The organism is Halanaerobaculum tunisiense (assembly GCF_054657635.1).
The window spans coordinates 117,412-132,544 of sequence record NZ_BAAHYI010000001.1; the positions used below are offsets into that span (position 1 = coordinate 117,412).

At 35.3% G+C, this 15,133-nt stretch carries 15 protein-coding genes; all 15 read right to left on the reverse strand.

Annotation, left to right across the window (positions count from 1 at the left end; genetic code table 11):
* Positions 1 to 54: 54 nt before the first annotated feature.
* The 15 genes from ACYQ3D_RS00555 to ACYQ3D_RS00625 all read right to left on the reverse strand — a co-directional run bounded on the left by ACYQ3D_RS00555 (position 55) and on the right by ACYQ3D_RS00625 (position 15,124).
* Positions 55 to 627: a TetR/AcrR family transcriptional regulator gene (locus ACYQ3D_RS00555; protein WP_459834985.1), complete on the reverse strand. Its 573-nt coding sequence runs from the start codon at positions 625 to 627 to the stop codon at positions 55 to 57.
* A 38-nt stretch (positions 628 to 665) separates the two neighbouring features.
* A complete protein-coding gene (locus ACYQ3D_RS00560; protein ID WP_459834987.1) occupies positions 666 to 1,718 on the reverse strand; it encodes a hypothetical protein in 1,053 nt (350 codons plus the stop codon).
* 367 nt (positions 1,719 to 2,085) lie between these two features.
* Entirely contained in the window at positions 2,086 to 2,973 is an 888-nt protein-coding gene (gene thrB, locus ACYQ3D_RS00565) for a homoserine kinase (protein WP_459834989.1), read from the reverse strand.
* A complete protein-coding gene (locus tag ACYQ3D_RS00570; protein ID WP_459834990.1) occupies positions 2,966 to 4,198 on the reverse strand; it encodes an aspartate kinase in 1,233 nt (410 codons plus the stop codon). The genes thrB and ACYQ3D_RS00570 overlap by 8 nt, the downstream gene beginning before the upstream one ends.
* Before the next feature lie 39 nt (positions 4,199 to 4,237).
* A complete protein-coding gene (locus tag ACYQ3D_RS00575; RefSeq protein WP_459834993.1) occupies positions 4,238 to 5,524 on the reverse strand; it encodes a homoserine dehydrogenase in 1,287 nt (428 codons plus the stop codon).
* Positions 5,525 to 5,548: 24 nt separating this feature from the next.
* Entirely contained in the window at positions 5,549 to 5,998 is a 450-nt protein-coding gene (locus ACYQ3D_RS00580; protein ID WP_459834996.1) for an ACT domain-containing protein, read from the reverse strand.
* 187 nt (positions 5,999 to 6,185) lie between these two features.
* Positions 6,186 to 7,064: a branched-chain-amino-acid transaminase gene (gene ilvE / locus ACYQ3D_RS00585; protein ID WP_459834998.1), complete on the reverse strand. Its 879-nt coding sequence runs from the start codon at positions 7,062 to 7,064 to the stop codon at positions 6,186 to 6,188.
* Between the two features lie 111 nt (positions 7,065 to 7,175).
* On the reverse strand, positions 7,176 to 7,478 hold the full coding sequence (locus ACYQ3D_RS00590; protein ID WP_459835456.1) for an HU family DNA-binding protein: 303 nt from the start codon (positions 7,476 to 7,478) through the stop codon (positions 7,176 to 7,178).
* A 154-nt stretch (positions 7,479 to 7,632) separates the two neighbouring features.
* Positions 7,633 to 9,111, reverse strand: a complete 1,479-nt coding sequence (gene spoIVA, locus ACYQ3D_RS00595) for a stage IV sporulation protein A (protein ID WP_459835000.1) — start codon at positions 9,109 to 9,111, stop codon at positions 7,633 to 7,635.
* Positions 9,112 to 9,792: 681 nt separating this feature from the next.
* Complete coding sequence (locus ACYQ3D_RS00600; RefSeq protein ID WP_459835002.1) at positions 9,793 to 10,812, reverse strand: NAD(P)H-dependent glycerol-3-phosphate dehydrogenase; 1,020 nt, start codon at positions 10,810 to 10,812, stop codon at positions 9,793 to 9,795.
* A gap of 22 nt (positions 10,813 to 10,834) precedes the next feature.
* Positions 10,835 to 11,443, reverse strand: coding sequence for a glycerol-3-phosphate 1-O-acyltransferase PlsY (gene plsY / locus ACYQ3D_RS00605; RefSeq protein ID WP_459835005.1), 609 nt, complete (start codon positions 11,441 to 11,443; stop codon positions 10,835 to 10,837).
* A 23-nt stretch (positions 11,444 to 11,466) separates the two neighbouring features.
* Positions 11,467 to 12,783, reverse strand: coding sequence for a ribosome biogenesis GTPase Der (gene der / locus ACYQ3D_RS00610; protein ID WP_459835008.1), 1,317 nt, complete (start codon positions 12,781 to 12,783; stop codon positions 11,467 to 11,469).
* The gene (locus ACYQ3D_RS00615; protein ID WP_459835010.1) at positions 12,776 to 14,131 is read right to left on the reverse strand and encodes a DUF512 domain-containing protein; all 1,356 of its coding nucleotides are present in this window, start codon (positions 14,129 to 14,131) and stop codon (positions 12,776 to 12,778) included. The genes der and ACYQ3D_RS00615 overlap by 8 nt, the downstream gene beginning before the upstream one ends.
* A 76-nt stretch (positions 14,132 to 14,207) precedes the next feature.
* Positions 14,208 to 14,681 (reverse strand): DUF3189 family protein, encoded by a 474-nt coding sequence (locus tag ACYQ3D_RS00620; RefSeq protein ID WP_459835012.1) that lies wholly within the window; start codon positions 14,679 to 14,681, stop codon positions 14,208 to 14,210.
* Positions 14,678 to 15,124 carry a DUF3189 family protein gene (locus tag ACYQ3D_RS00625; protein ID WP_459835015.1) on the reverse strand — a complete coding sequence of 149 codons (447 nt, stop codon included), beginning with the start codon at positions 15,122 to 15,124 and terminating at the stop codon, positions 14,678 to 14,680. Before ACYQ3D_RS00625 ends, ACYQ3D_RS00620 begins: the two co-directional genes overlap by 4 nt.
* Positions 15,125 to 15,133 lie beyond the last annotated feature (9 nt).

The following is a 15,133-nucleotide window of genomic DNA, read 5'->3' on the forward strand; positions in this document are numbered from 1 at the left end:
TTATAACTATTTTTCCTACCTTTGTCAAGTTAACTAACTTTTTAGTTTGATTAATTAGTTCCCCACTCCATTAAGGAATAAATCAACTATCTGTTGAGCCTTCTCACTAACTATAAAATCAGTAGAATGAAAATGGGGATTATGCGTATCAATCATTCCTAACAAAAACTTAGCTGCCTCCTGTTTACTGATCTCTGTAGATAAAACCCCCTCCTGTTGACCTTCAGCAATAACATCAGCAATAAACACTACCATCTCCTGTTTTAATTCCAATAACTGTTCTTTAAACTCCTGATCAATACCTACAGCATTTTCGTAATACATTTTTGATAATTTCTCTCCCTCTTTAAAAAAATCTAAAGATGATTCAGTAATTTTATATAACTTATCTACTGTACTACCTTCTTGAACTATTTGCTTTCTAATTCTTTGATGTAAATTTTTGACCCCCGATAATAAGATGCCAATAAAAAGATGCTTTTTACTATCAAAATACCAATAAACCGTTCCTTTAGCTATATCAGCTTGTTGGGCTATCTGATCTACAGTAGTCTTATGATAGCCTTGCTTAGAGAATAAATCTAAAGCTGCTTCTATTATCTTCTGCTCTTTTTTATTATTAGACATTTCTGCACTCCTTTCTAAAAAGATTAGATTGAGCTGACTTAAAAGTTAAAAGTACCAGAAAGTTTAACATAGTCTTCTGAATCAGCTGCCAAATTGAAATCAACAAAAGGAAGGTTGAAACCAATGCCACCAGTATATACACTATCTTGACTTCCTTGCTGATAAGTCCCCAGTCGTAAAGAAAAACTTCCTATAGTACCTTCAACCCCAAAATGCTTGATATTATCACCAGTTTCCGGTATTTCTAAATCGGCGGCTGCTTTAGCAGAAAAGGCCTCTATAACCGGAAATTTAAAGTTAGCTCCTACTCCTAAAGTAGTAGTTCTATCTAAAAATTTACTAGACATATCTATAGTATTAACTACATTCTTGGTTGTAGCTCCAGCTTTAAGATTGACTATATCAGTATCAGTTAATGTAGCCAAAATACCTATATCAGCTCCAACCCCTTTTTCCTCTTCTTTATCATAATTTGAAACTAACTCATCATCATCATCTAATGTTGTAGTAGCTTCATCTCGCCTAACAGTCACTAACTTTCCAGTAGCTCCTACTGATAAAGCACCTATTATAGGAGGATCAATAAGTTCAGTTCCATAACCTAATACCCCTTGACCTACTAAGGTATTAGTTGCTGTCCCTACTGGCACTTCAACTTCATGGTCACTGCCACTTACTGTTTTATTTTGCCCGGAAAAATTAAATTTATTATTAACAATTCCTCCTATAGCTAATTTACTTAGATTGAAATTAACCATACCACCCAAATCAGCCTTAGCATCAGAAGGTAACTCTATCTCTTTTAAATCTTGTGGTGTAAGTTCTTCCGTATCTTTAACTTTGTCAATAAAATCAGCTACCTTACTGATATCATCATCCACTTGACCTCCTAAACTAGCTTGTGCTCCAGTTAAATTAGTCTGCGTCAAACTAGCTGGATTCCAATAAATTGCACTAGCATCATCAACTACTGCTGTAAAAGCTCCCCCCATACCATGAGCTTTAGCTCCATATTTTTGAGCAGCAAAAACGGGATTAATTATTACTGTTACTAATAAAATAGTAATTAATAGAGAATAAATTAGCTTCATTTTTTTCCACCTTTCTGTAATAAATAAATTGGGTATTTGTTTATAAAACTTCACCAACTTATCACAAATTCCTCTTTTATTTATAATAAATTTTTATGCTTCTCTTTACTGTGTGCTCTAACACATTTATAGCAGTTATTAGCTATCTGTTTTGAGTCATGAGCTATGTGCTAATTCAGAATCTTTAAATTCTAAATCAAAATCCTCATAATTCCTATATTCTAAAGCATTGAATTATATCTATGGTTTGAATTGAAGAATTTGACTTGGCTCACTACAAACAGCTCACGACTGTGTCACCGTAGGTGACACTATGTAATAAACTAAAAACTCCTTTAGTCACAACAGCAACTAAAGGAGTCAATAATTAAACATCAATTATTCCTTTGTTAGTTGGATTAGTTACTAAATATTCAGCCTTAATCCCCTCTTCAGCAAAAGTTGCTACCATCTTCTCGCCTATCTGATCAGCTTGGTCTAAAGTCAAAGCTACTACAGTTGGCCCTGAACCACTTATAACTACTCCTAAAGCAGATTGCTCTAATCTCTTAGTCATCTTAGCAAAACCAGGTAGTAACTCCTGCCGATATGGTTGATGTATCCTATCCTGTAAGGAACGAGCAAGCAATGTATAATCCTTTTTAAGTAACCCAGTAACTAGCAACCCTATTTGACTGATATTAAAAGCAGCATCTTCAAATTGGACTTGATCTGGCAAAACTGCCCGGGAATCAGCTGTTGTTAACTGGTAATCAGGAATACAGACTACAAGTTGTAAATCAGGAGCAAGTATCTTGTCATAAACTACTTGTCCAGCCTCTGAATGAGAGATAACAACTCCTCCCAATAAGGCTGGAGCCACATTATCTGGATGTCCTTCCAATTCAGTAGCTAAATTAATCAATTCAGTATTTACTAGTGGTTCACCTGCTAATAAATTAGCTGCTTTTAAACCAGCTACTATTGCTGCAGCACTGCTACCTAATCCTCTAGCTAGAGGAATTCTATTGGTTAATTTTAAATACAATCCAGTAGGTTGATAATTAACTTCCTGAAACAGTCTAGTCATTGCCTGATAGATTAAATTACTTTTATCAGTTGGTAATTCTTCTGTACCATAACCAACTACTTCAATTTCTAATCCTGTATCTATCTCTTCCACTTCTAAATCATTATATAAACTAAGGGCCAACCCTAGTGTATCAAACCCAGGTCCCAAATTAGCTGTAGTAGCTGGTACCTGTAGTTTAATCATCTTGACCACGTAAATTATCTAAATCAAACTTATCATGAATAACTTGGGTAGCTTCTTCAGCATCTTCCTTACTTAACAAACAAGAAATTTTAATCTCAGAAGTGCTAATCATCTCAATATTAATTTCTCTCTCTGCTAAAGCCTCAAACATCTCAGCTGCTACTCCTGAATTAGTAACCATTCCAGCCCCGACAATAGACACTTTAGCCACATCCTGCTCTATGATCAGTTCTTTATAAACTAAACTCTTTTCTAAATCCTTTAAGATAGTCTTTGTCTGATCTAAATCATCTTCTCCAATAGTAAAAGTAATATCATTTAAATCATCATAACGAAGATTCTGGATAATCATATCTATATTAATTCCTTGGTCACCTAATTCAGTAAATATTTTCGAAGCTACTCCTGGTTCATCAGGGACTCCTACCATTGAAACTTCTACTTCATCCTGATTACAGGTAACCCCACTAACTACATTATTCTTTTCCAATTCAGTTACCTCCTTAATATAAGTTCCAGAACTACAATAAAAACTTGACTTAACCGCTAATTTAACATCATATTCTTTAGCAATTTCTACTGATCTAGGATGCAAGACATCAGCCCCTAAACTAGCAAGCTCTAACATTTCCTCATAAGAAACTTCTGGTAATTTACAAGCCTCAGAAACAATTCTAGGATCAGTAGTATAGACACCATCTACATCAGTATAAATCTCACACAAATCCGCTCCTAAAGCTGTACCTACTGCTACAGCAGTAGTATCTGAACCCCCACGTCCTAACGTAGTAATATCATTATTAACTGTTACGCCTTGGAAGCCAGCTACCACAACAATCTTATCTTCACTGAGTTCCTGTTCTAATCTATCTGATTCAATCTCTAAAATCTGCGCTTTACTATGAAGATTATCAGTAATAATCCCTACCTGAGAACCAGTTAAGGACACAACCTCCTCACCTAATTCATTGATAGCCATAGCTAGCAGAGCCACAGAAACTTGTTCTCCAGTTGATACTAACATATCATACTCTCTTTTCGGAGGCTGGGAAGTGATTTCTTCCGCTAATTCAATTAATTCATCTGTCTCATCTCCCATAGCTGATACTACAGCTACTACTTCATTTCCTGCTTGCTTTCTTTTGACAATTCTGGTTGCTACTCGTTTGATCTTTTCTACATTAGCCACTGAACTTCCACCATATTTCTGGACAACTAATCCCATCTCTCTTTATCCTCCCCGCTATTTAATGAACAATTACATTTATTCCTCTACTCTAATTAAATTAGCTACTTTTCTAACAGCAGTTAGTCCTTTAATCTCCTCTAAAGCATCCTTTAAATCTCCTTCTGTCACTTGATGAGTAACCAAGACTAAAGGTACTGCTTCTTGGGCACTTCTTCCCTTTTGAATCACTGATTCAATACTAACATTATAATCTCCTAATAGACCAGTAATCTTGCCTAAAACTCCTGGTTCATCCCATACATTTAACCGGAGATAAAAACTAGTTTCTACCTCAGATTGTTCTTTAAATTCTTTTTCGGTAAAGCAAGTGCAAGAAATTCTTCCTTGCGCCCCAAAATCAATATTTCGGGCTGCAGTAATAATATCACCTACTACTGCACTACCTGTAGGCATCTGTCCTGCTCCTGGACCATAAAACATTACTTCTCCAATGGCATCCCCTTCTACAAAAACAGCATTAAAGACATCATTAACCGAAGCCAGAGGATGGTCACCAGGAATTAAAGTAGGATGGACTCTTACTTCTACCTCCCCTTCATTCTGTTTACCAATAGCTAATAACTTTATCTTATAGCCTAATTCTTGAGCATAAGAAATATCATCTCTAGTAACTTCTGTAATCCCTTCTATATATACTCGATCCAGATCAACACGTGATTCAAAACCAATAGAAGCTAGGATAGCTAATTTATAAGCAGCATCATAACCTTCTATATCAGAAGTAGGATCTGCTTCAGCATAACCTAATTCTTGAGCTTGATCCAATACTTCACTAAAAGCAGCTTCTTCCTGATCCATTTTAGTTAAAATATAGTTAGTAGTTCCATTTACAATCCCCATTAACTTAGTTATTTGATTACCAGCTAAATCTTCTTTAAGGGGACTAATAATTGGGATTCCGCCCCCTACACTAGCTTCAAAGTAAATATCTACTCCATTCTCCTCAGCTACACCTAATAATTCACTACCATGTTTAGCAATTAACTCCTTATTAGCAGTTACTACACTCCGGCCACTTCGTAAAGACCTTAAAACAAACTCTTTAGCTGGATGAACTCCACCAATCACTTCCACAATAATCTCTAATTCAGAATCATTAATTACTTCCTCAAAATCACTGGTTAATAATTCCTGGTCTACATCTACTGGCTGTTGCTTAGTAGTATCTTTTACTAATACTTTGCCTACTGTTAATTCTGCTCCAGATTTTTGAGCAATACTATTTGCATTCTCCTGTAAAATCTTATAAACTCCAGAACCAACTGTTCCACAACCTAGCAAACCTACTTTAATCTCCTCCATACTAGTCTCCTCCTTTTGTTACACTTATTCTTCTTTAAAAGTCTGGGTAACTATTTCTACTTTTTTTATCCCAGACATAGTTGTTAATTTATTTATTAGTTCTGTAATTGTAATCGCTAAATCATTAACCTCTATAGTTAACGTAATATGAGCAACTTCTGCTAAAGGAATATCTTGATTAATAGTCAAAATATTCCCTTTATACTCGGCTATTTTAGTTAATATCTGAGATAAGATTCCAGCTTTATCAACTACTAATAAAGATAAAGTTATTAGTTCTTGTTTTCTCTCCTCAGTAAAAGAGAAAATAGAATCCCTATATCTATAATAAGCACTACGACTGATTCCTACTTGCTCTACAGCTTCTTTAATCTGCTCTACTTCTCCAGTGGTTAATAATTCCTTCACCTGTACAGTCTTTTTCATAGCTTCTGACAAAGCACTCTCTGCTACAATGTAAAATTGTTCTTCCATATATTTATAACCACCTTTAGCTATCCTGCTCAAATTGAATTTTGTGTGTCGCTATTTAACACATATGTGTTATTAAATTTAACAACTGCTTAAAATTATAACATTATCACCTGTAAGATACAAGAACTTTTTCTACTTATTAGTTACAAAAAAAAGCACAACCATAACTGGCTGCGCTTTAAATAGCTTAATAAATTGGAGTGCCTGTTGTAGTAGCTTCTTGTCTGAATTTATTAATCAATTGTGTTGTATACTCACCTGGCTGACCAGTAGCAATCTCTCTACCATCTATCTCAACTACTGGAATTACCTCAGCAGCAGTACCAGATAAAAAACATTCATCGGCAGTATATAAATCATGACGCGTAAAGACTTCTTCTGCTACTTCTAGATCTAATTCAGGGGCCAACTCCAAGACCACACCACGTTTGATTCCTTTTAAAACTCCTACATGCGTAGGCGGCGTAATCAATTTATCATCTTTAATAATAAAAATATTATCTCCAGTACACTCGGCTACATAACCTTCATTATTAAGCATAATTGCCTCTAAAACTCCAGCTTGATTGGCTTCAATCTTAGCTAAAATATTATTTAAGTAATTTAAAGATTTAATTCTTGGATTTAACGCCTCCGGAATATTCCGCCTAGTAGGTACTGTAACTACCTCTAAACCATTTTCATAAAACTCTTCAGGATACAGAGTAATATCACTAGCAATAATAATTACAGTTGCTTCTTCACATTCTTCCGGATCTAATCCTAAATCTCCTACTCCTCGAGAGACAACTAATCGAATATAAGCATCTTCTAACTCATTAGCCCTAATTGTCTGAAGTACATTCTCCCGCATTTCCTCTTTAGACATAGGAATATCCAACATAATTGCTTTAGCTGATTCATATAACCTATCTAAATGTTCATCTAAACAAAAAACTCGACCATTATAAGCTCGAATCCCTTCAAAAATACCATCACCATATAATAAACCATGATCGAAAACTGATACTTTAGCTTCTGACTTCTCTACTAATTCTCCATTAAAAAATATCTGCTGACTACTCATACTACTCTCCTCCTCCATTTTAATTACTATCTACTATTATAGTCAAAAACTAATTATTTTTCAAATTAATAAAGGCAGGAAGTAGCCCTCCTGCCTCAGAATAGCTCTATTCTATTTAACATTAACTTCTTCTTTAAGTGATTTACCTGCTTTAAAAGCTGGTACAGTACGCGCTGGAATCTCCATTTCTTCACCAGTTTGCGGATTACGACCAGTTCTAGCACTACGATCTCGTACCTCAAAACTGCCAAAACCAATAAATTGGATCTTAGCTCTTTCTTCCGCTGGTTTATTAGCTTCCTCAGTTAAGTTATTAGTAATCGTCTCTAATAGTGCATCAACTGTCTCTTTAGTATCTTTTTTAGTCAATCCTGTCTTATTTGCCACCTGATCTACTAAGTCAGTTTTTGTGATATTATTAGCCATTATTAATTACCTCCTTGATAAAATTATTTAAAACATTGGCCTGTTAATAATTATTATGCCACTGATAGAATTCTTGATATCCTTCCTTTCCCCTTCTTTTTTCAAAAAAAAATAAAAACCGGCCTAATAGACCGGAAATAAATCACAATATAATACAAATCAAACCTCCGCTTCCTTCATTTACAATCTTCTCTAAGGTATCACGTAACTTCTCCTGGGCGTTAACTGGCATCCGGTATAGCTTATTGTTAATACCATCTTTAACTAATTCATGCAGTGAACGGCCTAAAAAGTCTGAATCCCAGACTGCTTGTGGATTCTCATCAAATTCTGTATTAAAGAATTCAATTAACTCTTCACACTGCTTTTCAGTCCCTACCACAGGAGAGACCTCAGTCTCTATATCAGCCCGGACTAAATGGATTGAAGGAGCCGAAGCTCGTAATTTAACACCAAAATGCCCGCCACGATTTATCTTTTCTGGCTCAGCAAAGACCATATCCTCTAAATCAGGGGTTACAATCCCATAGCCTCGCTCTTTAACTTCCTCTAAAGCATCAGCTATCTGGTCATACTCTTCTTTAGCTACACTTAATTCCTTAATCAGACTAAATAATTCTCGATCATCTCCAATCTCTAGACCTGTCGTCTCCTCTAATACTTGATAGAATAAATCACTATCTAATCTGTAATCCAAATCAGCTACTCCACTACCTAAATCAAGATCAGTTACACTTACTTGCTGCGAATGATCAGTTTCCGCTAAAGAATCGGAAAAACCTTCTACATCCCGTAGACTAAAGACATCACTAACTGCTTGGTTAATACTTTCGTCTAGATTTTGGCTTAACCAATGATCACTCTCGAGTTCATCCATCCAGAGAGGTAAATCAATATTAATCTCACGTAATGGGAATTCATATAGTACTTCTTGTAATATATAACTTATATCATCTGCCTTCAAACTAGCACAATCAACTGGAATAACTCGTTTATTATATTTTTCTTCCAACTTAACAGCCAATTCTTTAGTTTCTTTACTCTCAGGATGGGCTGAATTAAGAGTAATAATAAAGGGTTTATCTAATCGTTTCAGTTCTGTTATTACTCTTTCTTCAGCTTCTACATAATTATCTCGTGGTAATTCTGTAATTGAACCATCAGTAGTAACTACCAAACCAATAGTAGAGTGGTCTTTAATCACCTTTGCTGTTCCCACTTCAGCTGCTTTTTCAAAAGGCACTGCTTCTTCATACCAAGGTGTAGTTACCATTCTAGGTCCTTCATCTTCTTCATAGCCTAAAGCTCCATTTACTTTATAACCTACACAATCAACTAATCTAACATTCAAATCAAGGTTATCATCTAACTTAATCTGGATTGCCTGATTAGGTACAAATTTAGGTTCAGTTGTTGTAATCCTTCTTCCTTCACCGCTTTGGGGTAGTTCATCTTGAGTCCTTTCTTGGCTATTTTCATCTTCTATATTAGGTAATACCAACAAGTCCATAAACTTCTTAATAAAAGTCGACTTACCTGTTCTAACTGGTCCTACTACGCCTATATAAATATCACCATTTGTCCTAGTAGCAATATCTTGATAGATATTGAATGATTCCATTTAGTCTCCCTCCCCTATTTCCTAAACTGGTATCACTATATATATATGACCTATAATTTAGAATATTCCTGGAGCAAAGAAATAATAGGGGGCAGACACAAAATAAGATATTTCTGTAAGCAAACTTATCCTCCATAATTTAATGAATATAATCATATCTTAAATTTATATGATCCCAGAGGTGCTTTGCTTCACTAATATTTCATTTGTTACAGCTTTAAAAACAGTACCGTGAATAAAATTTAGATAAAATTGTAAAGTTTCTACACTATTATAATGCTAAAATTCTTAGTTGGATCTATTAAATAAAACATAATTGATATAAAGTGGCACTTTTGTGCCACTTTATATCAGCTATCAGCTGTCTGCAAATGGTTTTTATTACGGAAGGTCTGTTTTCTAGACCTGTAGGGTGTGTCGTGAGCAGATCTTCACGGAGAGTCCAAAGGACTCGTAGGAAGTCAAATTCTTCAATTCAAAACCATAGATATAGTTCAGCCCTTTAGAATATAGGAATTATAAGGGTTAGATTTTGAATTTGAATGTTTTGAATTGGCTGACAGCACACAGCACACGACACGCGACTGTGTCACCTGCGGTGACACAATATATCAATAATAAAAAAAGCTAGGAGGAGGCTAAATAGCCTCCTCCTAGCTTCACTCTTAATTTATAGCTAACTTACCAAGCTTTCATTTTAGCTACATCTTCTATTTCATGCTTTTTCCCCCGTAACATTAAATCATTAACTGCTTGTTTAGCTTCTTTATCATTAAACAAAATCTCATAAACTTGACTTACAATCGGCATCTCAATCTCATGCTCCTGGGCCAACTGGTAAACTCCCTTAGTGGTTTTAACTCCTTCTACTACCATTTCCATCTCTTCTAAAGCTTCCTCTAAACTTTTACCAGCGCCAAGTTTATGACCTAACCTCCGATTTCTACTATGCTGGCTAGTACAAGTAACTACTAAATCTCCTAGTCCTGTCAACCCAGCAAAAGTCATTGCTTTAGCACCTAAGGCTACTCCTAACCGCTTAATCTCTGTAATACCTCTTGTTACTAGAGCAGCTATAGCATTATCTCCATAACCTAATCCAGCAGCTATTCCAGCAGCAATAGCAATGCTATTCTTTACAGTAGCTCCTAACTCAACACCTACTATATCAGGATTAGTATAAACTCTAAAGTTATGGGACATAAATATATCCTGGACCTGTTCTGCTATTGCTCTCTTTTCATGAGCTACTACTACTGTGCTAGGATGATCCTGAATTACTTCTTCAGCGTGAGTTGGCCCGCTTAAAGCTACAATTCGATTAGTAGCTAACTCCTCTCCTAACACTTCAGTCATTCGTAAATTTGTTTCTGGTTCTAATCCTTTACTAGCGCTAATTACAATCGTATCTTCAGCTAGTAAATCCTTTAACCCTTCTGCTACAGAACGCATAACATGAGAGGGGACAACTACTACCACAAATTTAGCATCAGCTATAGCTTCCTGTAAGCTAACAGTAGCTTCTAGAGTGGTAGGCAATTCCACCTCAGGCAGATAAGAATTCTTATGTTGTTGATTGATCTCAGCCACCTTTTGTTGAGCTATATCTTGAATACAGACTTGATAGCCATTATTATGCAATTGCACAGCTAAAGCAGTTCCCCAACTTCCTCCGCCAATTACTGCTACTTTTTCTGTCATTTTTTCTACCTCCTGAATTTATTTATTCATCATCTACTTGTTGATTAAAACCAACTTTATTCTCAGTTCCTGCTAATAGTCTTTGGATATTAGGGCGATGACTATAAATAACAAAAGCAGCCAACAACAGACTAAAAATAACCAAAGTCATACTCTTAGCAAAGAAATACATTAAAATAGGAATCAAAGCTGCTCCTGTAATAGAAGCCAAAGAAACATACCTACTAAGTAATACAATTATTACCCAAACAGTAAAGACAATAACCATCACCATAGGAGCTAAACTACCTAAGACTCCTACTGAAGTAGCTACTCCCCGACCTCCAGAAAATCCTAAAAAGATAGATAAATTATGACCGACTACTGCCATCAAACCAGCTAATAATAAGATTACTATTGCTTCTCCAAATAAACTTTGGGCCAACTTAACTGCTAGCACTCCTTTACCAATATCCAATATAGCTACCACAGCACCTAACTTCAACCCCATAAGCCTAAAAGCATTAGTAGCACCAATATTACCACTACCATAATTTCTAATATCCTTGCCTGTTACTAACTGAGAAACTAAAAGCCCAAAGGGAATAGAACCTAATAAGTAGCCAGCTAACATAACTAAAATTATCTGCAATATCTCTCGCCTCCTTATATTTTCTACTTTCTTCTTGGATTAATCCAAATTGGTGTTCCCTCAAAGCCAAAGGCCTTCCGAATCTGATTTTTAAGATATCGTTCATAGGAAAAATTCAATAATTCAGGGTCATTAACAAATAACGTAAATTTAGGTGGTTTAATTCCTATCTGCTTAACAGAATAAATCTTTAACCGTCTACCTCGGTTATCCGAAGGAGGTTGGACTGTCTCTTGCGCATCATTAACCACTTCAGTTAATACATTTCTTTTAACTCGTTTAGAATTTTTCTCAACTACATAATCAACTAAATCCAGTAATTCCAACACTCGCTGACCTGTTAAAGCTGAAACAAAAGTTATAGGCGCATAGTTTAAAAATTGGACCTGATATCTAATCTCTTCAATATAATGATCCATAGTATTATTATCCTTCTCAACTAAATCCCATTTATTAACTACTAAGACTACAGCCTTACCTTCTTCATGAGCATAACCTGCTATTCGTTTATCCTGATTAGTAATCCCCTCTTGGGCATCAAGAATAACTAATACTACATCTGAGCGATCAACCGCCCGCAAAGAACGAATTACACTATATCTTTCTACTCCTTGATCTACTTTACTCTTTCTTCTCATCCCAGCAGTATCAATCATTACATACTCTTGGCTAGCACTTCTAAATGGAGTATCAATTGCATCTCGAGTAGTTCCAGCTTCATCATCAACAATCACTCTTTCCTCACCTAACATCGTATTAACTAGTGAAGATTTACCTACATTAGGACGACCCACTAAAGAAAACTTAGTTGTTTGTTGATCTTCATCTTGGTCATCTTGGTCAGGAAAATGACTGATTACTGCATCTAATAAATCTCCAGTCCCTTGACCATGCTCCGCCGAAACTAAATAAATATCAGAAAAACCTAATTCATAAAAATCATACTGAGCCATTCTTGCTTCTTCAATATTTTCACTCTTATTTGCTACCATAATTACTGGCTTATCTGCCTGCCGTAAAAAATTAGCTACTTCCCTATCTTCAGCAGTTAATCCTTCTCTAACATCAACTACAAATAAGATCACTTCCGCTTCCTCTATAGCAATCTCGGCCTGATAACGCATCTGTTCTTCAAGCTCTATCTCTTCTTTAAACTCAATACCTCCTGTATCAACCATTAAAAAAGAATTACCTAACCATTCTGTTTCAGAATAAATTCTATCTCTAGTAATACTTGGTTCATCCTCTACAATCGAAATTCTATGTCCTACTAAACGATTAAAAAGAGTCGATTTTCCTACATTAGGTCGACCTACAACTGCTACAACTGGTTTAGCCATTACTGCCACCTCCTATATCTTTTCCTAACACTTGTTTTACTAAATCTTTAGCTTGATTACTAACTGATAGTATCTGACTAGAAATCTGGTCCTTAAAATCAGACCAAGATAGATCATCTAAAAATAAATTATCATCATTAAGTAATACTTCTGGTAACAAAACTAAATCACCTACCTCAACCTTATCTAAAGCAGCTAATATATCTTGACCAGTTAATAAGCCAGTAACAGTTACCTGAGAACCATAATAACTATTCTCCACCTCTATTACTGTCACCTCTAAATTAGTAATCTGATTTAATCTAACCACTAAGGGGCGTAGTGCTTGACTACCTAAAACACTAGTCACAAGAGATACCTGCCTAGATTCCTCTATACTAGCTGGTAGCTGATCCTCTAACTGGTCAAATTGATCCCAGAGCACCTGGACCATTCCTACCCCATTTTCTAACTGGAGAAACTCATCATACTGATTAGCAGGAGGGATTGGTTCCTCAGCTAAAAAATAAAATTCATCTGCTAAATAAACAAAACTAAATCCTGCTTCAGCTCTAAATTTTTCTTGCCAACTCTGGACTTGGCCGACTACCTCTTTGGCTTCCTGACAGGTAAAAGATCTTACCTCGGCCAATCCTGTTCTAAACTTAGTTAAACCTACTGGGACAATAGCTAAGGACTTAATAGCAGGAGCAAATTGGCCTAAATCTCTAATTGTCTCCTCTAGATACTGCCCATCATTAATGCCAGGACAGAGTACTATCTGAGTATTAAGCTTAATCCCAGCTGCTACTAATTCCTCAATCTGCTCTAGTATATTACCGGCTTGGTCGTTATTTAACATCTTACATCTGACCTTCGGATTAGTACTATGAACTGAAATATTAAGCGGACTTAAATGCAACCGCTTAATTCTATCAAATTCAGCAGCAGATAAATTAGTCAAAGTCACATAACTACCTGATAAGAAAGAAAATCGATAGTCATCATCTTTTAAATATAAAGTCTCCCGCACCTGGGGAGGAGATTGATCAATAAAGCAAAAAATACAATTATTAGCACAAGTCTTTAATTGATCAAAAATGATATCAGAAAATTCAATCCCCAATTTTTGATCATATTCCTTTTCTACCTCTAGCACCCAATATTCTTCTTGGTGAGTAATCACTTCTAGTTCGACATAAGTATCCGTTAACAAAAATTTATAATCTATAAAATCCTTGATAGGTTGTCCATTAATTCTAATTAGTTTATCGCCTGGCTTCAAATCCAATTCATCAGCTATACTACCTGTAGTTACTCCTTCAATTTCTAGATAAGAATTTATTTCTTCAACTTCTTGTTGGCCCACTATTAATCACCTCTATAATTAACTCCCAATATATTATTATCCTATATCAGATAAAATTAGTCAAGCTAAAATTTAGTTAGCTATTATTTTGGAGACTATTTAATCTTTCTTTTACCTCTGTTACTAGATCAACATACTGAAAATAAGCCTTTTGTAAGCTATAAATAGTTAATGGTCTACCTAAGCTAACTAATCCATAACGCCGAGATAATAAACCACCTAGTTTAGTTATCCAATTAACATAAGGTAAAGCTGCTACTAGCATTATTTCTTGACTATCTATATCACATAATTCTAAGAAGTTAAATAAAATTCCTTTAATTAATTTTCGTTGGTTACCCATTCCTAAAATATAAATTTGATTATTACCTTCATCTTGACCGTAATAAAAGGGAGTACCTATCTGATAAGATTTAGTCTTATCATAATGAGGTAATTGTTGGATATTATTCTTAGTAGGCACTGTTTCTAATGGTAGCTTTCCTACATGAATCGCAGCTGCTAAAACAGAAGAATGAGCACTACCATAACAATAATAAATCACCTTCATTCTAGTTGTTTAGTCCTTTCTTTGATTGTAGTGGCTACTTTTTCTATTTCAGACATTTTATATTTAATACCTAACTCCACTACTCTCCAACCTAGTTGTCTCCAACCATACTGGGCCAACTTAGCTCCTGTTTTAATCACCGAATCATTAATAGAAGTAGTATCAATCAGCAAGGTTTCTGTATCTGTTCTTCCTATCCGTTGTAGTCCACGCAGTAACCTACTTACTATTGGCACCTGACCTTGACAACCTACAACTAATACCTCATTGCCTGTCCTATCCTCTCCTAAGGATAAAAATTGGCCCGCTTCCTCTTGATTACTAGCTTTAATAAATAACTGCTGTAAATTATTCTGCTGTTGTCTGTTCCATAACCCCAGATAAAATGATGCAGCTAACAAGGGATCTCCTTGCTGATAATAACCTAAACATAATATTTTCATTTTCCTCTC